At 59.6% G+C, this 20,565-nt stretch carries 13 protein-coding genes; 9 read left to right on the forward strand and 4 right to left on the reverse strand.

The features are described from left to right. The first annotated feature begins 1 nt into the window (after position 1). Both C8N42_RS16090 and C8N42_RS16095 read left to right on the forward strand, forming a co-directional pair. Positions 2-904 (forward strand): glycosyltransferase, encoded by a 903-nt coding sequence (locus tag C8N42_RS16090; protein ID WP_107817603.1) that lies wholly within the window; start codon positions 2-4, stop codon positions 902-904. Positions 905-906: 2 nt separating this feature from the next. Further along, on the forward strand, positions 907-2,166 hold the full coding sequence (locus tag C8N42_RS16095) for an MATE family efflux transporter (RefSeq protein ID WP_107817604.1): 1,260 nt from the start codon (positions 907-909) through the stop codon (positions 2,164-2,166). A 52-nt stretch (positions 2,167-2,218) separates the two neighbouring features. Here C8N42_RS16095 and C8N42_RS16100 read toward each other — a convergent pair whose 3' ends face one another. Both C8N42_RS16100 and C8N42_RS16105 read right to left on the reverse strand, forming a co-directional pair. Then, entirely contained in the window at positions 2,219-2,536 is a 318-nt protein-coding gene (locus C8N42_RS16100) for an Hpt domain-containing protein (RefSeq protein WP_170109336.1), read from the reverse strand. A gap of 100 nt (positions 2,537-2,636) precedes the next feature. Continuing rightward, positions 2,637-3,602, reverse strand: coding sequence for a response regulator (locus C8N42_RS16105; protein ID WP_146168285.1), 966 nt, complete (start codon positions 3,600-3,602; stop codon positions 2,637-2,639). A 243-nt stretch (positions 3,603-3,845) separates the two neighbouring features. On the opposite strand from C8N42_RS16105, the gene C8N42_RS16110 reads away from it, so the two are divergent. Next, positions 3,846-4,229, forward strand: coding sequence for a response regulator (locus C8N42_RS16110; RefSeq protein WP_107817607.1), 384 nt, complete (start codon positions 3,846-3,848; stop codon positions 4,227-4,229). Between the two features lie 218 nt (positions 4,230-4,447). Here the strand turns inward: C8N42_RS16110 and C8N42_RS16115 are convergent, their stop codons facing one another. Together C8N42_RS16115 and C8N42_RS16120 are read right to left on the reverse strand one after the other, a co-directional pair. Continuing rightward, positions 4,448-6,991: a hybrid sensor histidine kinase/response regulator gene (locus C8N42_RS16115; protein WP_170109337.1), complete on the reverse strand. Its 2,544-nt coding sequence runs from the start codon at positions 6,989-6,991 to the stop codon at positions 4,448-4,450. A 44-nt stretch (positions 6,992-7,035) separates the two neighbouring features. Next, positions 7,036-7,503, reverse strand: a complete 468-nt coding sequence (locus C8N42_RS16120; protein ID WP_107817609.1) for a putative pterin-binding protein — start codon at positions 7,501-7,503, stop codon at positions 7,036-7,038. A gap of 232 nt (positions 7,504-7,735) precedes the next feature. Between C8N42_RS16120 and C8N42_RS16125 the strand changes: the two genes are divergently transcribed. The 6 genes from C8N42_RS16125 to C8N42_RS16150 all read left to right on the forward strand — a co-directional run bounded on the left by C8N42_RS16125 (position 7,736) and on the right by C8N42_RS16150 (position 20,456). Further along, complete coding sequence (locus C8N42_RS16125) at positions 7,736-8,356, forward strand: response regulator transcription factor (protein ID WP_107817610.1); 621 nt, start codon at positions 7,736-7,738, stop codon at positions 8,354-8,356. 277 nt (positions 8,357-8,633) lie between these two features. Further along, on the forward strand, positions 8,634-9,146 hold the full coding sequence (locus C8N42_RS16130; RefSeq protein ID WP_107817611.1) for a hypothetical protein: 513 nt from the start codon (positions 8,634-8,636) through the stop codon (positions 9,144-9,146). 50 nt (positions 9,147-9,196) lie between these two features. Beyond that, entirely contained in the window at positions 9,197-11,803 is a 2,607-nt protein-coding gene (locus C8N42_RS16135) for a beta strand repeat-containing protein (protein WP_245890202.1), read from the forward strand. Between the two features lie 197 nt (positions 11,804-12,000). Continuing rightward, the gene (locus C8N42_RS16140; protein WP_245890205.1) at positions 12,001-17,601 is read left to right on the forward strand and encodes a hypothetical protein; all 5,601 of its coding nucleotides are present in this window, start codon (positions 12,001-12,003) and stop codon (positions 17,599-17,601) included. Positions 17,602-17,805: 204 nt separating this feature from the next. Continuing rightward, complete coding sequence (locus C8N42_RS16145) at positions 17,806-18,546, forward strand: lysozyme family protein (protein WP_107817613.1); 741 nt, start codon at positions 17,806-17,808, stop codon at positions 18,544-18,546. A 380-nt stretch (positions 18,547-18,926) separates the two neighbouring features. After that, on the forward strand, positions 18,927-20,456 hold the full coding sequence (locus C8N42_RS16150; protein WP_170109338.1) for a calcium-binding protein: 1,530 nt from the start codon (positions 18,927-18,929) through the stop codon (positions 20,454-20,456). Positions 20,457-20,565: the final 109 nt, after the last annotated feature.

Raw genomic sequence — 20,565 nt, forward strand, 5'->3', positions numbered from 1 at the left:
CATGAACGCCATCGTTTCTCATCCTCTGACGAAAACCGTGTCGCAAGAGATCCCGGCCCCGGTCTGCCCCTGGCCGAACAACCCGCGCTTGCGCACGCTTGTCGTGGTGCCCTGCTACAATGAGGCGCGCCGGTTCAATAACGAAGCCTTCGCCTGTTTCATGGCAGGTCATCCGGATGTCGACTTCATCTTTGTCAATGACGGGAGCACGGACGCGACGGATGAACGTCTCGAAGCGTTTCGCGCCCACTGGCCGCAACGGGTCACGGTTCTGAATCTGGTGCGTAACGCGGGCAAGGCCGAGGCTGTGCGGTTGGGGCTGCTTTACGCCTGCGATCAGGGGGTGACACGCGTGGCCTATTGGGACGCTGATCTCGCAACGCCTTTGGAGGCGATCCCGGATTTCATCCGTGCCTTTGACCGGTTCAGCGAGACCCATGTCGTTTTCGGCGCGCGGCGTCAGATGCTGGGGCACCGGATCGAGCGGCGTCTGTCACGGAGGATCGTCTCGCGGCTGTGTGCTTTCATGGCGCGTCTTGCGCTCGATTTGCCGATCAGGGATTCGCAATGCGGCGCCAAGATGCTGCGCAACTCGCCCGCGCTGCGTCGCGCCCTGTCCGAACCGTTCACGGCTGGCTGGCTGTTCGATGTCGAACTCTTCATGCGTCTCAAGGACAATCTCGGCCTCGATCGCCACAAATACGCATTCTACGAACACCCGCTGGCGGAATGGGATGAGGTGCCGGGGTCCAAAGTCACGGCCAGGGCAATTGCGAAAAGCGGGTTGGAAATGCTCAAACTCATCGCGCGGTCGCGGTTCGGGATGCGTTTTGCCCCGAAACAGGTCACCGTTCCGGTCGAGGTTCTGGTGCCCGTACCCGTACCGGTGTCGCAAAGACGCTGACGATGGAAAGGATGTTGCGCTCCGGCCTGTCTTTGCGCCTTTTGGTCGTCACGCCTGCCGTAGCGATCTTTCTGTCGTCGATGCTGGTGAATGTCGGAAATCTCGGGTTCAACATGATCTTCAGCCGATTGATGGGGCCGGAGCTTTTCGGCCAGCTTGCCTTTCTTCTGACGCTGAAACTGTCCGTCCTGTCGCTTTTCGGCGCAGCACAAATGGCGGTGAGTCATCTGGTATCCGACTGTGAACCGCGTGGGCGAGGCGCGCTTTTGGCCGGGTTGAGTGTGCTCACCCGTCAGGTCTTTGTCCTTCTTTCCCTTGTCTTTCTGTTCGCAGCCATTGCGCTCTGGCTTTGGCTCGGAACGACCGCCCTGCCCCCGGTTTTACTCTTTGCCGCCCTGCCCTTCGGCGCGGCGTTCAGCGTTCTGCGCGGGGTGTCCTTCGGTGCGATGCATACCGGGGCAATCATCCTCTCGGCCAATCTGGAAATGGGGGTGCGGCTGATCGGGGCGCTTCTCGCCTGGCAGCTCGGGCTGGGGCTTTCCGGTGTGGCGGGTGCAATTGCCCTGTCGATCATCGCGGGCTGGGCGGTGGTCCGGCGCGAACTTCCCGCTCCCGCACAGCCGGTTGAGCTTTCCGGCCTGATCCGTTCGCTCGGACTGGGGGGCGCAGCCTTTGCGCTCTTGCAGCTCGCGCAGGTGCTCGCGCTCGATGGCGACATTTTTCTCGCCCGTAGCCTTCTGAGCGCCGAAGATGGCGGGTTGATCGCCGCGCTTTCGCTGTCTCAGCGCATCCAGTTCTTTGCCTGTTTCTCGCTCGCAACCGTGCTTTTGCCCGATCTCACCCGCGCGCGTCGTACCGGTCAGCCGGTAATCGTGGCCCTCCGTCCGGTGGGGATTTTGTTCGGTGCGGTGAGCATTGCGGTCCTTTGCGCGACGACGATGGTCCCCGAATGGCTCACTGATCTGTTGGTCGGGCCGCAATATCGCGCGGCTGCTCCCCTGCTGCGTCTGGCGGCGCTCTCCGCGATTGCCTTTACGCTCAGCTATCTGATTGCCACGGCGCTGATGGCCTTTGGCGACCGGCGTGGGATCTGGATTTGTCTCACCGTTGCAGTGGTACAACTCGCGGCCATGGCGTTGATCCCGGAGCCGCACCTTTCAGGGTTTGTCATGATCAAGGTGAGCTGTCAGCTTGCCGCCTGTGGCATAAGTCTCCTGCTGTTTGCCGTGCGCCTCAAATGTTCGCTCCTGACAACGCGGTGAGGGGCATTCCTCTCTCTTTTGACGACAAGGCACTATCGGGCCAGATGCGCGATCACATCTCATCCACGATGGCGTCTTCCATCAGATCGAGCAGGATGTCGATTAGTTCGCTCAATTCGGACAGTTGCCTGTCGGAGCGGTCAAAGCGGGAAACGGCCTGCTCGACGTCTGCGGCGCTTTCGCCGATCTGAGGAAAGTTGACGGTGGCGGCGATGCCGTTCAGGCGATGCGTCAGAAAGGCAAGACGCGCCAGCGCGTCTTTGTCGTCTCTTTTACCGTTTATCCGGGTTTGCAGGGTTTCGATTTCCGAGAGCTTCACGATCAGGTCGTCAATGAAACGCTGCCGTGTACGCCCGAGGGCTTCGGCCATTTTTTGATGGATAGCAGATTCTGAGATTGATTTACCTGGCATAAACGTCCTCCCAGACCTTTACAGTGACCACAGTTCCCCCAACCGAGTTTGGAGGGGATCAGGCGACAAGGAAAGTGTTTTTAGATCTATGGCCTTTGGAGTCGGTCTGGGCCAGCGCGCGCGCGATCAGAGTTTGCGGGTTCGCATCGAACATCGACATCCTGACGGCCTTGCCCACTTTGACGGAAATATCCATCGGCACCGTTTCGCCACCGATCAGACCGAACTCCCGCAACGTCATGGAGAGGCTGAGTTCGAGTTCTTCCTCTTCGAACTGAAGCGTGCGCGGCAAGATGGCGACATACTGGCCATTGCCGACATAGGAGATGATCACATCGTAATTGCGCAAAACCTCGAAGATCGCTTCGGCAACATCGGTGAGAATGCCATGGAACTCCAGCGGAGACGTCAGCGCAAACAGGCTTTCCGGTTTTTCGATCTGAAAACCGATGGCACCGAACATGAACCGTTTGATGCGGGACAGGCGATAGAGATAGTTTTCCAGTTGCAGACTGCCGATCACCCGCGGCACATCGTAGATGGCAATCGGGTCGGCCAGCTCGAAACGCATTTCGGCGTCGGCGGCGCTGTTCATCCCGAGGCGCAAAATCTGTTCGCGTCGGGTTGCGTCCTGAGACCGCTGCTGTTCGGCGTACAGAAGCTGTGCAACGCGCAGCCTTGCGCCCAGCTCGGTCGTGTCGATGGGTTTGGTAAGGTAATCCGTGGCGCCGCGGAGGAAGGCCGCGTCGACATGGGCCTTGTCTTTCATGGCGGTGAGCATGATGACCGGCGTGTTGCGGTGTTCGAGCGTGGCGCGAATGCGACCGCAAAGCTCGATCCCGTCCATGCCGGGCATCTGGATGTCGAGGAAAAAGGTGGAGAACTGATACCGGTTATCCTGAATCAGGGTCAGCGCTTCTTCACCGCTTTGGGCGCAAACGAAATCTTCGTACCCGAGAGACGGCAAGATGGCGCTCATCAGATCCAGAATGTTGCGATCGTCATCGACAACCAAAAGTGTCATGTGTTTCTCCAACAAAGCGAAACCGTCACCCTGCCCTCGATTGTTCCTCAAGGTGCAACGAACTCTCAATTTGAAACAACCCTAGAGGGAGATTTGTCGACAATTTAGGTCAAATTGTGTCAAAAATGAGAATTTGTGCTTGGCCATAGTTTTTCAATTCTACCCGCAAAAGGTTTCCAAAAGGTTAATTTTTTTGAGTGTAAATTTGCTTGTGTGTGCGCCAACGACATATATAGTCCGCGCATGAAAGAATTACATCGTATCATGCATGTCGAAGACGATCCAGACATTCGGGAGATCACCCGTATGTCTCTCGAACTTGTCGGTGGTTTTGAGGTGGTGCAATTCAATTGCGGTGTGGAAGCGATTGAAAACATACCGGCACAGGTGCCGGACATGATTCTTCTGGATGTCATGATGCCGGTCATGGATGGGATGGAGACCTTGAAGAAGCTCCGCGAAATCGCCGGTTATGAGGATGTGCCGGTCATCTTCGTGACAGCCAAGACATCGCGTGCGGATTTCAGTCATCTCAGGGACCTCGGGGCACAGGACATCATTCTGAAACCCTTCGAGCCGATGGAACTGCCGAACCAACTGTTGAAAATCTGGGAAAACTGCCAGTAAACGCGAACGTTTGTGACGGAGCGTGCTGTCTCATGCGGCAAGCAAGGTCGGCCGCTCCCCGGGGGGCATGGGGAGCGACCTGCCTCCAGGCGCCGTTCTCACAGATCAGAACTTTGCCGAAGGTGAATGAAGGGTGAATTCACCCTACTTGCCATGGCGCAGGAATGCAGGCGCGCAAAGGCACAGGATTGCTATACTAACGGATAGCGAAGCAGAGGTTATGTGGCGAAGTGGGCGGTAAAGGCCGGGGCCAGTTCCGAATAGGCGGCTTGCAAATGGGCGACGATGGCTTGGACCCCATCCTCGTCTTTCGCATCGCAGGCGGATTGTAACTGCCGGCACAATCCACTGAGTTTCGCCGCGCCGATTATGCCGCTTGATCCGGCAAGAGCATGGGCCAGAGGACGCAATGCGCTCAGGTCCGGTGTGCGGGTCATTTCGTCGATTTGTTCACGGGCTTGTTCAAGAAACCGTGCCACACGCTCCTGTGTCTTGTCCTTGCCGAGGAGATCGCAAATCTCGGCGAGTTGCGCGGTGTCGAGGATGTCCTGTTCCACAGAGGAGGCCTCTGTGGCAAGGGCGATCCCTTCTGATGCCGGGCGGGTGTCTTGTCGTGGCATGGCGTGGCTGGCCAGCGCTTTGCTCAGAGTGGCGCGGCGCACGGGTTTTTCGACAAAGCCCTCCATTCCGGCGGCCAGAAATTCGGCGCGTTCGGCTGGCATGGCATGGGCGGTGACGGCGATGATCGGCGTCAGGCGGTTCGGGCCATCTCCGGAGCGGATCAGCCGGGTAGCCTGAATGCCGCTGATGCCCGGCATGGAAATATCCATGAGGATCGCATCGAAGGCTTCGCTTTCGGCGAGGGCGACAGCCTCGCGCCCGTTTTGCCCGACAATCACACGATGCCCCATCTTTTCCAGCATTGCCTGAAGCAGATCACGGTTGAGCGGATTGTCGTCGACAACAAGAAGGCGAAGCTGTGCCTGCGGCATCTGAACCTTGTCTTCGGTCGTGTCGCGGTTTTGTTCGGAGAGGACTTGCTGCACAGGCAGGGTGACATGGAACACGGTGCCCTGCCCCGGCTCTGAGTCGCAGGAAATCTCACCATGCAGGCGTTTGACCTGTCGTTTCACGATCCCGAGGCCGAGCCCGGTGCCCCCTGTACGTCGCTCATAACGGCTGTCGAGGGAGACGAAATCTTCGAAAATGCGCGAAATATCCTCTTTTGCGATGCCTTTCCCTGTGTCGCTGACATCGAGAAGGAGATGCGTCCGGGGTTCCGGGCCCTCCGTCTGTTGATATTGTGCGCGCAGGGTGACATCCCCGCCCGGAGAAAACTTGATCGCGTTGCTCAACAGATTGGCCATGATCTGTTGCAGGGCACGCGGATCGGTCAGCACGCTGCGGTCATCCAGCCGGGTCTGATCGAGGTGCAGCCTTACCTGCGCGCTGTCGGCAAAGGGTTGCATGGCGCCGATCATCGTGGCGGTCATTGCAGCGAGATCGACGGGCTCGACGATGAGCGCCTCTTCGTTCTCGGCCTTCTCGATCGCCAGAACGTCGTTGATATGTCCCATCAGAATGTCGCCGGAGGTCATGGCCGCCTTGAGATATTTGTGCTGTTCCTCGCTCAACTCGTCAGAATCGAGCAATTCCAGCGCTGCGATGATGCCGTTGAGCGGCGTGCGCATTTCATGGCTCATCATCGCGAAGAAGCGCGACTTTTCGCGATAGGCGGACAGGGCCTCGTCCCGCATCCGCAGAATCTCCGCCTCTTTTTCCTTTTGTTCCGTGATGTCGCGAATATAGGTCACGAAGAGGTTGTGGTTTTCGCCCTGGACAAGCGAGGCGGCAAGTTCCACCGGGAACTCGCGCCCGGTGCCGTCGACCATTTCAAATTCCAACACGCCCTTGTCGGCGATGGAAGTAACGCCGGTTTCGCGAAAGTTGCGGAGATAAAACCGGAATGTGTCTTTGAGCCGGTGCGGCAGGAGCGTTTCGGGCAGAGATGCGCCAAGCAGCTCTTGCCGCGATTTCGCAAACACTGTCTCCGCAGAGCCGTTCAGGTCGACGACCTTGCCGTGATCGTCCACCATAAGCACTGCGTCGATCGAAGAGCGCAGCATGGTGTCGAGCCGGGCTTCGTTCTCCGTCGCTTTATGGGTCGCAATACGCAGGGATTTGGAGCGTTGCGCCAGCACGTAGATCGCGCTGATGAGAAAAAACGCGACCAACCCGAGCACGTAAATGAGTGTCTTGATATAGAAACTGACCTGTTCGCGCTGCGCCTCCGAACGGTCCGCGTGAATCTGGATCGAGGCGATGGCGACATTGCGCGGTACGTCGCGCATGGCGTACAGCGTCTCCGACAATTCGCTCAGCTCGTTGCGTAGCTCCGCGTCATTGCCATCGATCGCGGGAATGAACCGATCGAGCGTTTGGAGCAATTCCGTGATGCCGCCCACATCGTCGGCGGCATTGATGTGCATCGTATTGGCGAGTGTCACCCGACTGTAGAACACATCGAAACGCGCGCGCAGAGCGTCGTAGTCGGCGCTTTCACCGAATTCGATCCGGTGAAGCTCTGTCATCAGCTTGAGGTATTCTACCTCAAGTTGTGAATAGGCCCAGCCGCGCTGGTCCTGACGTGCGGTTTCGATCTCGTCCAGCTTGGACCAGATGGAGAAGGCGAGAAAACCGCCTATGGCCAATGCAATGACGAGGGACAGCAACCAGCCCCGATAAAGCCAAGTGTTTTTCATGGAGTGATCGAAGCTCTGTTGCATGTTCCCCGCGTAGCGGGAAGTCAGTCAAAAGTCACGCGGTCAAGTTGCCAGATCGCACGACTGTAGTGGGTTTCAGATTGGTATTCGGGATTGTCATCGAACGGGTACACCACCCAGAGCGGGCCTTTGTCGCGGCGCGACATGGCTGCGCCGTTCATCTCATAGGCGATGATCGGGCCGCCTTCGACAGCATCGGAAACCGGGATTTCCACCTTGTAATCATTGATTGCAATGGCACCCATGATGCCCTCGCTCACCTCGAAATGTGCGACGAAATCCGCCAGAGATACACCGGTAAAGGTGATCGCGCCACCTTCGGTCCATTGTGTGGCGGTGTCGAAACGGGTGACGGGCATGGCTTTGATTTCTTCCATCGTCAGAGCGATGTCCTGCCCGTCTTTGGTGACGGTCAAAATGGTGTCGTCGGCCCATGCGCCCGATGCAACCAACATGGCGGTGGTCAGGGCCGTGGCGAAAAGATGTTTCATATGGGTCTCCCGAAAAGCTGTTGTGAACTGTCTGGGAGGATATTGGACAATGCCTTCGCGTCTTGCCAGAACGCAGAAGAACAGCGCAACTATACTTCGGGATATAAATGAGACGCATTCGCCTAATGCGTGTAAAGTTCGTTGTCAGATGCTTCCACACATGGGAGGAAAGCTTGCCAAAAGGTAAGCAGGTTTTGCGGATGTGTAGCACGATGAATGAAAAGGGTAGGACATGACATTAAGGATATTGATTGCCGACGATCACGATCTGGTGCGGGAAACGCTTGCGATGTTTCTCGATGCCGATGGGGAAACGGAAACCCTTGCGGCCAAGGATTTGCCAGAAGCGCTTGAGAAGATGACTTCTGAAGGGCCTTTCGACCTCGTCCTGCTGGACTTCACCATGCCGGGGATGAAAGGCCTTGAGGGGCTGGACAAGGCCCTCGCTGCCAATGGGGGCAAACCCGTGGGGATCATTTCCGGCACAGCCACGCGTCTGATCGCGGAACAGGCGCTCGAAGCCGGCGCGGCCGGGTTTCTGCCAAAAACGCTGCCCGCGAAATCGTTGGTCAACGCCGTGCGTTTCATGGCCGCCGGAGAAGTCTACGCACCTGTAAGTTTCATGTCCGGCAAGGACGATCCGGAAGAAACCGATTTCGAACGCGATCTGTCGGAGCGTGAAAAGCAGGTTCTGCGGGGTCTCATGGCGGCCAAGTCGAACAAGGAAATTGCCCGAGACCTCGATCTTCAGGAGGTGACGATCAAGCTGCATGTCAAAACCCTGTGCCGCAAGCTCGATGCGAAAAACCGCACCGATGCGGCGATGATTGCCCGGGACGCCGGATTCGTCTGAACCCGACCACACCCGCCTGACCCGTTCGATGCGCACCTGCCCCGGCAGGTGCGTTTTTCTTTTAGCTCAAAGGATTGGCGCATCGGATGTGCGTGCCCTATCCCCCCTGACAGGCATCTCTATCCCGACGGATAGCCCCCTGCCCTCCCGACGTTTTTCTTAGCCCTGTGCGCCAATGCACTGGCCGCGCCTTCCCGCAATGATGGCTGCATCACCGCTCGCACCCTGCGGGCTGATGCGCAATCGCCGGATATCCGGCCCAAAGGGAATGTCGCCCATGACCCTCAATCTGACCCATATTGTCGCCCCCGTTGTTGCAGGGCTCACGCTGAGCCTGTCGGCTGCGCCTCTGGCCGCCGACGCGCTCGAAAGTCACCTGTCCTTTCTCATTGTCGAAACCGCTCAGGATGGCACCGAGGCGTTGATCGAACGCGCCGAAGTCGAGCCTGGCGAAGTGATCCATTACACCCTGTCGCACGAGAACAAAACGGACACCGAAATGCAGGGGCTCATCATTGCCGCCCCTGTGCCTGAGGGCGTGTCCCTCACCACCGACGGTCAAAGCACCTCCGTGCCTGCCGTCTTCGAGGTCCAGGCGGATCTCGATCCCGAACTGGAAGGGTTGGAATGGTCCACCCTTCCAGCGATGCGCAAAGTTGTCGATCCAGATGGCACCCTGCGCGAAGAAGAGCTCCCCATCGAAGAGATCCGTGCTGTGCGCTGGTCTCTGAGCGAGGGGCTCGAAGCGGGCGAAACCGCCCTCAATACCTATCGCGTTCGCGTCAACTGATCCGTCTTTTCGGGTCTATCCCCTCAACCCCTCGAAAAAGGTAACTCAAAGTGTCCTATCACGCCAAATTCATGCGCACGGCCAGTGCCGTGGCGGTGGTCTCCGTCCTCGGAGCCGCCGCCTATGCCGCCGCTCCCGAAGCGGGCGCGGTCATCGGCAACCAAGCCGTCGCCACCTATCAGAACTCCGCCGGAGACACGATCACCGTGACCTCGAACACGGTCGAAACCGTGGTCCAGCAGGTTGCGGGTGTCACCCTGACCTCCGACAACTCGGAAACCATTGCGCCGGGCGGCAAGGCCTTCCTGCCTCACGTCATCACCAATGACGGCAATGGCACGGACAGTTTTACACTGACCGCGATTGAGACCGACACCGGTACGCTCGACACCTCCAATCTGGTGTTCTACCCGGATGCCGATATGGACGGTGTGGCCGACAGCTCGACACCGATCACTTCGACCCCGGTTCTTGCGGGTGGTGAACAGTTCGGTGTCGTGATCGAAGCAACCGTCGCCTCCACCGCGACCGGGACGGACACGATCACCGTGACCGCCACCTCCGCGCTCGACGGCAGCGTCTCCTCGGTCAACACCGACACGCTGACCATCTCCACCGATGCCATCGTCGAACTGGTCAAAAAGATGACCGTCGACCCGGGCATCAACGGGATCGTGGATGCGGGCGATGAAGTGACCATCACTCTGACCTACTCCTCCACTGGTCTGGCGGCGGCGAACAACTACTCTGTTCAGGACATTCTCGACGGCGATCTGACCTTTGTGCCGGGCTCTGCCGTGTGGTCCGACGCCTCGGGTGCGCTCGATGATAACAACACACCGACGACTACGGATGCCACCAACGGCGTGGGTGAAACCATCGCTTGGGATTACGACGACGCGCAAACCGTCGGCTTCACGATTTCCTCCGTGGGCTCTGGCCGTTCCGGCAGCGTGACGTTTAAGGCCACCGTGGCCGCGACCGCGCAGGCCGGGATCATTTCGAACACCGCCACGCAGAACGTGAACGGCACCGCTTTCCCGAACTCCAACACCGCGCAGATCACCGTCGATGAGCAATATGCCGTCGCTGTGGCCGATACCGCGATCAACCCGGACTTCTCACCGAACACCGCGACCACGTCCTCTACCGACGATGACACGGCCAATAATGACGTGGTGACCGAAAGCGCCGATGTCTATCAGGGCGGTGTGATCAAGCATGAATTCGTGCTGACCAACAACTCCAACGTGGCGGACAGTCTTTCCGTTGCCGTATCCAATGTCGATTACCCGGCGGGCACCACCTTCCGCTTTGTCGGCTCTGACGGAGTAACCCCGATCGTCGGTCCGATCGGTCCGCTTGCCATCGGCGAAAGCACCAGGGTGACCCTGATCGCCCAGCTTCCAACCAACTTGGCCCCGACTGCAACGACGGATTACACCGCCACCGTGACCACCACGTCCGAGGGTTCCGGCGTCTCCGACACCTCCACCGCCGAGTTCACCGGTGCGGTTCTGGCCGCCGCGGTGGATCTCGAAAACGCGGTTGCGGGGTCCGAGGGCGATGGCGCGGCCCCGACCAATGGCGGCACGCCCTGGATCACCACGGCGACCGATCCGGGGGCACCTGTCAGCTTTGAGATGCTGGTTGAGAACAACGGCCCGGTGTCCGACACCTACACGCTGTCGCTGGGCACCGCCCTGCCAGCGGGCTGGACCGTGGAGTTCCAACTGGCTGATGGGACGGTTGTTTCCAATACCGGCACCATTCCGGCGGGTGGTTCCCAGACGATCAATGTGGTCGTGACCCCGCCTGAGTATGAATTGCCGGGCGATACGCTGATCGACATCAATGTCGCTTCTGCGGTTTCCGGCCAATCCGACAGCATCACCAACCGGGTGACGGTCAACGAGATCTACAATGTCGAGATCATCGAAGATCAGCAGGTTCAGGCCTCTCCGGGCGGTGTCGTGGACATCCTTCACACCGTGACCAACACCGGGAACGTCACCATCACCGATGGCGCGATCTCGGAAAGCGGTCTGTCGGGTTTCTCCGGCGCGATCTTCTACGACTCAAATGACAACGGTGTGCTTGATGCGACCGATCCGGTTGTCGACAACTTCAACGACATCGCGGGCGGCCTTGCGCCGGGCGACAGCTTCTCGCTGATCTATCGTGTTCAGACGCCTTCGACAGCAACGGTCGGTGTGTCGGAGATTGGCACGATCACGCTCGATGCGACGCTCAACGGTACCCAGACGGATGCGGACACGGCCGACAACGCCACCTCCGACACGATCCAGATCATCTCCGGTGACGTCACGCTGACTAAATATCAGTACATCGACGCGAATTGCGACGGCACGGTGGGGACCTTTACCAAGACACGTCTCGATGTCGAACCGGGTCAGTGTATCCGCTACCTCGTCGAAGCCGAGAATACCGGCTCGTCCCCTGCGGATAACGTGCTGATCAACGATGCGGCGCCGGCCTACACCTTTGTCACGAACTGTGGCGGTGCATGTGGCGAGACGCTCGTCCCCGGTACGGCAACGGCAACGATCAGCCCGACAGGCGTCAGCTCCTCGCACGGCACCGTGCTTCCGGGCTCCATCGCCTCCATCGAGTTCACCGTTCAGGTGGATCAGTAACCTCCCATGCGCCCCCACCATTCTCTCTCGCTCACCTTGGTGGGGGCGCATTCTCCCTCTCTCTCATTCGACGGACAGACCAGATGCGCGGTTTTTCTCAGACGTTGAATGTATGCGCCCCCCGGATTGCCGCTGTTGTCGCATGCGCTCTCTCGTTTTCCTTTCCCGCCGATGCGGGTTCCCTTTCTGCGGGCACGATGATCCGCAATGTCGCGGAAGCCACCTTTTTCAACCCGGCGCTCGGTCTGGAGGAAACGGTTATTTCCAATCCCGTCGAGGCTCTTGTCGCCGCCGTTCCGGCGCTTGAGATTTCCGGCTATTCCGAGCTTGTTTTGTCGCGGGGCGCCATCGGTCAGTATTATTTCGACGTGGAAAACACAGGCAATGTCGCGCTTGAGACCACGCTCTCCATTGCCGATGTCGAGACCGCCGAGATGACCCGCGAAGGCCGACTTTACCACGATGTGAACGCCAATGGGGTGATCGACAGTGCGGATTTGCCGATGAACACGGTGCTCGTGCTCGCTCCCGGTGGGGCTGCGCAACTCATCTACGAATTCCAGGTCGCTTCCGAAGCGCAAACCGGGATGACCCTCACGTCCCTGCTCTCGGTCTCTGCCATCAGCCCCGAAGTGCCGGACGTGCCGGTCAGCGGCGAAGCTCGGGGCATCACGCATCTGATGTCCGCGACGCTTGAGCTTGAAAAGACCCAAGCCGTTGCACCGGGCCAGGAGACCGACCGCCTGACCTATACGCTGCACCTGCGCAACAACTCGGAGGCTGATCTCGCGCCTTATGATACGCGTGACGGTGAAGCGGTGCGCATTGACGGGACGGACGTCTCCGGCGTGCTTCTGCGTGACACCATCCCGCTCAACACGCAATTTGCAGCCCCTGTCAGTGCGGGGGGCATGGTGGCGCTTTATCACCTGCGCGATGCGGCCCTGCATGACTATGTGACTGCCCTGCCCGCCGATCTGAGCCTCATCGACGCGGTGGCCTTTTTCCATGATGGCCCCTACCCCGCAGGCTACGCCAGCGACCCGTCCTTTTCCGTCATCTCCGCCGTGGACCTCGGTGCGATCTCGATTGAGAACACTGCTGTCGTTGGCCTTTCCGACACGCTCGACGTGGCCTCCAACACCACCGTTTATGCACGGGATGCCGAAGCGAGCCTTGGGTTCTTCGATCCCGATACCGGGGACGACATGACCTATGGCGAGATCGGCACCGACACCGCGTTGATGCTTTTGGCCGGGGGCTGTAACGCCAGTGCCGGAATCGACGTGGTACAGATCACGCTGCGTTCGCTGCGTACCGGTGATGTGGAAACCGTCGCCGCGCGTGAAACCGGCGCGAACACCGGCGTCTTCACGACCACGGACATTCCGCTGGTCGAAATGGATCTGCCCCGGTCGCAAGACGGGGTCATGGCCACGACGGATGGTGACCGGATTGAAGCTTATGCGGATTGCGGCACCGGCCGGCTCGAAGACGAGCTTTGGGTGAACCCCGGCAATTTCCTGTTCAACTCCGTCACCAACGCACCGGTCGCGGGAGCCATGGTCACGCTGATCGACGCGGATACGGGCGCGATGATGGGCTCTTCTGTCACCGATGCCCAAGGCTTTTTCGCCTTCGATCCCGAAGCGGCGAACACGCTGGCCTATCGGCTGGTGGGCGCGGACGATTGGGTCTACCCCTCCGAGCGGGCCGATTTTCCGGGCTATGGCCGGATCGTGACCGAGGCGGGCTATGGCGAGGGATTTACTCATGGAGGCGGTTATCCGATGGTCTCCGACATTCCCGTCGACCCCTATTACGGCGCGCCTTTGTCGCTCGAAAAATCCGCGGATCGAGATGAGGTAGGGATCGGGGAATTCGTGACCTATACGCTCGATGTCAACAACAACATGTATCAGGCGATCATGCACACAGTGCTGATCGACAGCCCGGCGTACGGGATGGTTCTGGTCCCCGGCTCCGTGCGGTTCGATGGCGCATCTCTGACCGATCCTGTGCGCGATGCGGCGGGCGATCTGAGTTTCGATCTCGGCACCCTCGCCCCGCTCACCGGCTATGAATTGAGCTACACGATGCAGGTCACTGCCGCTGCTGGCGAAGGTGACAAGGTCAACACTGCGTTGTTTTCTGGCTTTCAGGTCGGCACCGGCACGCCGCGCACCTCGCCTGTGGCGCGTGCCGTGGTGCGCGTCGACAATTCCGGGGGCGTCTTTGCCCGCGAAGGCACGGTGATCGGCTCCGTGTTCATGGACTGCGATGGAGACGGTCTGCGTGAAGGCGCGGACGAGCCGGGTATTCCCGGCGTGCGCATTGTCACCGATCAGGGCCTGACCGTGGTCACCGACCGCGAAGGCAAATATTCGCTCTACGGTCTGTCTCCGGTGACGCATGCGTTCCTTGTACAGCCCGAAACCCTGCCCCTTGGCACCTCTGTCGCGATCACGCGGACCAACGACCTGGGCAGGGGTGGTTCGCGCCTGATCCCTCTGCGCAAAGGCGAGTTGCGCGCTGAGCATTTCGCGGTGGAGACCTGCACCCCCGAGGCCTTGGCCGAAATCGAGGCCCGCCGTGCCTGGTTCGATGAGAATGCAAAAACCGAGGCACTGACTGCCGCCGACCTGCCGCTTGTCGGCAACCGTCCGGCGACGCGCTCGGCACGGACCGAAGCAGGGATTGCCACGACGACCCAACTGTCGCCCGAAAAACTCGCGCGTCAAGCCGAAGCCGAAAAAGAGACCGATCTGACCCAAAAGGCGCAACGTGTACAGGCTGCCCTGCCCTTGGCCGAGCTGATGAAAGGACTCGACAACGAGACCGGGTTTATCGGTCTTGAAGACGGTCAGGTGATGGATCGGCGCAATGTGACCCTGCGTGTGAAAGCCAACATGGCCCTCACCCTCACCCTATCGGTCAACGGGCGCGAGATCGGTGCGGACCGGATCGGGGAGCGCGGCACGCTCGAATCCCGCGATCTTCAGGCGCTGGAATATGTCGCCGTCTCGCTGCGCGGCGGTGTCAACACGCTCACGCTCGTGGGCCGCGATCCTTTCGGGATCGAGCGCGAACGTGTCGAGATAACCCTGATCGCCCCCGGCGATCCGGCCCGGATCGAGATTATCGCACCGGAGACCACCAGCGCCGATCCGACCACGCCTTTCCCGGTTGTGCTGCGTCTGCTGGACGCGGGCGGGCGTCTGGTGCCGGCCTCTGCCGTGGTGACGCTTGAGGCGCGCCGTGCGATCTGGGATGTCGAGGACATTCGTCCCGAAACCCCCGGTATTCAGGCTTTCATCGACAATGGAGAGGCGACCTTCGACGTGATCCCGCCGCAGGTCTCCGGCCCCGATACGCTCACCGTGCGTGCGGGTTTCGATAGCGACAGCGTCACCGTCGCCTTCACCCCCAATCTCGATGAACGCATTCTCATCGGTGTGATCGAGGGCGCGGTGTCTCTGGGTGGCTCCGGCTCAGGCACGCTTCTGCCCGCCAGCCAGTTCTCCGGTTTCGAGGACACGACCACGGGCCTGCGCGGCTCGCTCTATCTCAAGGGCGTGATCCGTGGCGATACCTTGCTCACCCTGCGCTACAATTCCGACCGCGACACTGAGGCGCGCCTGTTCCGCGACATCCGGGGCGATGAATATTACCCGGTCTACGGTGACAATTCCGAACGCGGCTATGACGCACAGTCGTCTTCCAACCTCTATGTGAAGGTGGAAAAGGGCCGCTCCTACGTGCTCTACGGCGATCTCGACATTTCGCCGGAGGCGGAGGCGTTCAAACTCGGCAAGATGGGCCGGGTCGTCACCGGTGCCAAGGCGCATTGGAGCAATGAGCGCACCTCTGTCACCGTCTTTGCCGCACGCACCTCTGCCACGCAAAAGATCGTGGAGATCGCGGGGCGCGGTGTGTCTGGTCCCTACCCGATTGATCTTGAGGGCTATGTCGAGGGCTCCGAACGTGTCGAGATCCTTGTGCGCGACGAAGATGGCGGGGACATCCTGTCCTCCGAGATACTGCGTCGGGGCACCGACTATCTGCTGGATTTCTTCGCCGATACGATCACCTTCGACACGCCGCTGCATCAGTTCGACGCCGAGGGCAATCCGATCTCCGTACGCGTGACCTTCGAGGTCGAAACGGACGACGCGGACCGCTACTGGATTTATGGCGGCGAGGTGAATCACGCCCTGTCCGAGCGCACAATGGTGGGCGCACGTCTGGTCCATGCCGATGCCGCCCGTGGTACGGAGGCGCGGACCCGTCTGGCCTCTGCCTATGTCACTCATGAGGCTGCGAACGGCGGCGAATGGGAGGCGGAGATGGCCCGGTCCGAGGATGCCGAGGGTAGATCGGGCCTCGCCGCACGCCTGTCCTATGCGCGGGTGACCGAAGACAGCCGGTTCAGTGCCGAAGCAATTTACACCGACAACGGCTTCTATGCGCCTTCTGCCCTGACCGGCGCGGGCAAGACCCAGCTGCGCTTTGCCTACAGCAAGACACTCGACAGCCGGTCCGACCTGACGGTCACTGGCGAATATGATCGTGATCGCATCGCAGACAGCACGCTCATGCGTCTCAACGCGCTTTACGCCCACCAGATCAAACCGCATTTCGGGATCGAGATCGGGGCGGAGATCGAGCGCCGTGACAGCGTCGGTAAAAGCGAGACAGAAACCGCCTTGCTTCTTGGTGCACATTGGGTGCCGCAGGACCGCGAACGCACCACGGTGGATGCGCGGCTGCGCTATCCGTTGACGGGGACGGGCGCGCCGGAGTTGACGCTGGCGCTGGCCTCCGAGCCGGAAAAGGGCTGGCGGGTCTATAGCGAGACCGAGATGACCTTTGACAAAGGCGCTGCGCTGACACGGTTTGCGCTTGGCTTCGATTACCGACTGAACGACTGGCTGACCGGTACTTTCGATCTGAGCCGTGGTGCGGGGACCGAGGCGACCACCTACACCCAAGGCCTCAATGCCGTGTGGAACCGGGACGAGTTCACCACTTTCACCTTCGACATCGAACATTCGCGCGATCTTGAAACCTCCAAGGCGAAACTGACCTCTGTCGCGCTCGGTGCGAAATGGCAGGCACCGGATGAAAGCTGGGTGGGGGATGCCGATCTTGAGGCCACGTTCGAGCCTACCGGCCAGACCTATTACGCCAGCCTCGGCATGGCCGGGAAAGTCAGCGAAGACCTCACTTTCCTCGGCCGGTCGCGCATCGCGCTCGATCAACGGGGCGACGAGGATCACACCCGCATGCGCACACGGCTGGGGCTGGCCTATCGTCCGCTCACGGATCCGCGCCTTGAGGTTTTGGCTTGGTACGAGCATCGGCTCGAAGAGAAGCACGGGCGCACGGAAACCCATATGTGGTCTGTGGATGCCACCTATGAGGCCAGCGCCGATTTGCGTCTTAACGGCAAATATGCCGGCCAGTATCAGAGCTACGCGCTCGACGATGTCGCGGCGTCCAAGGCGCTCACTCAACTGGCGCAGGCGGGGCTGAACTGGGAATTCGGCGATGACCGGTTCCAGATTGGGCTCAACGCCAGCCATCTGTGGGACGATGCGGGCAACACGGCCTCCGGGTTTGGTGCCGAGATCGGCTATGTGCTCACCAAAGGCATGCAGATCGCATTTGGCTACAACCACACGCGGGGTCGGGTCGCCAACCAGTCCGATCTTTACCAGGAAGGGGTCTATCTCCGTTTCAACATGCTTCTGGACAATTCCCTCTGGGATCGTCTGGATGGATTTCTCGGCAATTGAGCGACACGATTGCCGGGAAAAGGCCGCCCCCCTCTGCGCATCCGGGGGGCGGCCGTTTTCATGAACATTTCGCAGAGATTTTCATACGAACGGGCGCAGCCTCCTATGCTTTCGGACCTGCCCCCTGCCCCGACGCACGCCCCTGTCAAAACGTGGAATCGGTCACAATGAGCACAGTTCTCATTGTCGCTATGGAGACCAAGGATGTCGCTTTACAAAACCGCTTTCGCGGCCACGCTTTGCTGTGGCCTGATGGGCTCTGCCCTCTCTGCCGAACCTGTCATGACCTTTGCCTATGACACACTCAGCCCCATGCCGGAGGCGTCGTATCAACCGGGAACGGATCATTCCTATCGTGTGGCACATTCGGAGGTAACGGAGCTCGATCAGGTGCAGCTTATCCGGGCCTTTGCTCCCAGTTTCGAAGACAGCGCCACGGACAATCTCAAATCCCTGATCGCCAGTGTCGAGGCGGCGCAGGCGGGGTATGATGCGGTGGTGCACAGCGCCTGGCAGAAGCCGTCGAAACCCGCCAGCCAGATGACCATCGGGGAGATTTACGACTGGATCGCCGCCACGCCGAACCAGAACCACGCCATCGGGCGTTATCAACTCATTCCCCAAACCCTCAAACGTCTGGTGCGCAGGAGCGGCCTGCCGAGGAGCACGCGCTATTCGAAAACGACGCAGGATTTCCTCGCCGATCTGCTGCTCGAAGAGGCGGGTTATTCCGATTTTCTGCGTGGCAGCCTGAGCCAACGGGTGTTCATGACCAACCTTGCCAGGATCTGGGCCGGTCTGCCGACGCCTTCGGGGCGTTCCTATTATCACGGGGTGGCGGGGAACCGTGCAGTGATCTCGTGGAACAGGTATGAGCGTGCCATGAGTGACATCTTCTCCGGCGCGCCGGAGAAGGTCGTTTTGGCTGAGGTCCTGCCCTTCTGATCTCTCTCTTCTCCGTGGGCCTGACCCAGCAAACGCGCCGCTTTCGGCGCGTTTTCTTTTGCGTTCTGGCGATGCCTTTTGTGCCAGTTCGGCTCTTTGGTTTCACAGCATATCCCGAAGGATAGATGCATTAGCCCTCGGCAGCCGCGACCGTCACAGACGACTTTCTCATAATGGTTTCAGATCATCCGGGCAGCGGAACACGGATGGCCGAATGCGAACTACCACTCAGCCTGTCGCGGTGTGGTTTTTCTCATCATGGCCTACAGAGCCGTTCTGCCCGGACACCAACCGAAGTCGCAAGTCGCTTCCCGTCAAAGACCCTGCTTTGGCGAACGGAGAGATCTTGAAAGGCCGGAGATGCGCGAATGAAAATGAATATGAGCGACATGACCCATTTCAAGGGCAGCCGTGCGAACGATGTCATTCGCGGCGATGGAATGGGGCCGGTCTGGATTGACGGCTATGGTGGAAACGACTTCCTGAGCGCGCTCCATGCCAGCGGTGAAAACGGTCTGTGGGGACATCGTGGCAATGATACGCTGATCGGATCCGTCCCCGGCGAAGGCCAGATTCATATGTCGGGAGCCTTGGGCGATGACCGCATTATCATGGATGTGACCAACGAAACCGGCGTGCAGGGCCACCATGTCTACGGAGGCAAGGGAGCGGATCGCTTCGAGTTCGTGAACACTCAGGACGCCAATGCCCCGATCCTTGGACGGATCGACGATTTCGACGCATCTCAGGACAGTATCTGGATCGAGGGCAATGAGATCGACCTCTATAATCTGCCGCAGGGAGTCGAACTCGTAATGTATCAGGAGCAATTCTGGCTCAAGATCGGCGACAATATCCTCTATGCGCTGGAAGGCGCGCGCGACGGTGGCGAGGAACGCCATTTTTCCGCCTTCCCCGAAGATATCGACAGCCTTGAGCGCGTGGAATTCGTCGATCACGTCAATCATGTGCCCTTTGAATTGTTTGCGGACGAAGTCGCGGAACTGAACGCACTCTACGCCGCCAACTCCGGTCTGGCCGCAGGCACCGATGGGGATGACTGGATCTATGACGATAATCTCGACCGCTTCGATGCCGCTGGTAAGCAGATCGTTACGGCGGATGGCATCCTGAGAGGGGGTGCCGGGAATGATGTCATCGAAGGCGGTAAAGGCGACGACCGGATTTCCGGCGGAAGCGGGAATGACCTGATCGCTGGCGGTCAGGACAATGACCGGATTTATGGCGGAGCCGGAGACGACCGGATCTGGGGCGGAAGCGAAAACGATTTCGTCAATGGCGGTTCGGGTAAGGACATGATTCACGGAGGGGCGGGCGATGACCGGCTTGTCGGAGGGGGTGGACACGATGAGATCTGGGGAGATCACGGTAATGACCGCATCTCCGGGTACAGGGGGAACGACATTTTGCATGGCGGTGAGGGGCATGACGTTCTCTCTGGCAACCGCGGTCACGATCATCTTGAAGGTGACGCTGGAGATGACGTTCTTCTGGGTGGCTGGGGGGACGATACGCTGTCCGGTGGCGATGGCGACGATATTCTGTCTGGTGGTATCGGTGTGGATATTTTTGACGGTGGTGAAGGTGCCGATATCTTCGCTTTTGCGGTTGGCGATCTGGCATCCTGGGACGACCTGATCGGTACCCCGGTGGAACGGATGGAAAAACTGGACCGGATCGAGGATTTTCAATGCGGCGAGGATCGCTTGTCCTTTGCCGATCACGAGGGGGTGGAAAGCCTCGCCGATCTCAAAGCTTGGAAAGTCGAAATGGACGAAAACGTCATGTTCATGCTCCAGATACCGGATACCAATGAGCGCATGTTGGTTGATGTCGACGATGATACGAAATGGAGTGATCTAATGGACGAGGACAACTTCGTTTTCTAAGTCCTGCCCCACACATATGGTGCGGGTTTGTGCCTTATGGCCCTCTGCTTCAAGACGATGTGAGTCGGTCGAATTGACCTTTTTCATGCCTCCGGTTTCGGGGGCATGG

Source organism: Celeribacter persicus, assembly GCF_003050785.1.
Lineage (GTDB): Bacteria > Pseudomonadota > Alphaproteobacteria > Rhodobacterales > Rhodobacteraceae > Celeribacter > Celeribacter persicus.

What these genes read in the sequence shown, in the direction of transcription:
- C8N42_RS16090 (WP_107817603.1), top strand. Translation starts at nt 2, where the DNA reads ATGAACGCCATCGTTTCTCATCCTCTGACGAAAACCGTGTCGCAAGAG.
- C8N42_RS16095 (WP_107817604.1), top strand. Translation starts at nt 907, where the DNA reads ATGGAAAGGATGTTGCGCTCCGGCCTGTCTTTGCGCCTTTTGGTCGTC.
- C8N42_RS16100 (WP_170109336.1), bottom strand. Translation starts at nt 2,536, where the DNA reads ATGGCCGAAGCCCTCGGGCGTACACGGCAGCGTTTCATTGACGACCTG.
- C8N42_RS16105 (WP_146168285.1), bottom strand. Translation starts at nt 3,602, where the DNA reads ATGACACTTTTGGTTGTCGATGACGATCGCAACATTCTGGATCTGATG.
- C8N42_RS16110 (WP_107817607.1), top strand. Translation starts at nt 3,846, where the DNA reads ATGAAAGAATTACATCGTATCATGCATGTCGAAGACGATCCAGACATT.
- C8N42_RS16115 (WP_170109337.1), bottom strand. Translation starts at nt 6,991, where the DNA reads ATGAAAAACACTTGGCTTTATCGGGGCTGGTTGCTGTCCCTCGTCATT.
- C8N42_RS16120 (WP_107817609.1), bottom strand. Translation starts at nt 7,503, where the DNA reads ATGAAACATCTTTTCGCCACGGCCCTGACCACCGCCATGTTGGTTGCA.
- C8N42_RS16125 (WP_107817610.1), top strand. Translation starts at nt 7,736, where the DNA reads ATGACATTAAGGATATTGATTGCCGACGATCACGATCTGGTGCGGGAA.
- C8N42_RS16130 (WP_107817611.1), top strand. Translation starts at nt 8,634, where the DNA reads ATGACCCTCAATCTGACCCATATTGTCGCCCCCGTTGTTGCAGGGCTC.
- C8N42_RS16140 (WP_245890205.1), top strand. Translation starts at nt 12,001, where the DNA reads ATGATCCGCAATGTCGCGGAAGCCACCTTTTTCAACCCGGCGCTCGGT.
- C8N42_RS16145 (WP_107817613.1), top strand. Translation starts at nt 17,806, where the DNA reads ATGTCGCTTTACAAAACCGCTTTCGCGGCCACGCTTTGCTGTGGCCTG.
- C8N42_RS16150 (WP_170109338.1), top strand. Translation starts at nt 18,927, where the DNA reads ATGAGCGACATGACCCATTTCAAGGGCAGCCGTGCGAACGATGTCATT.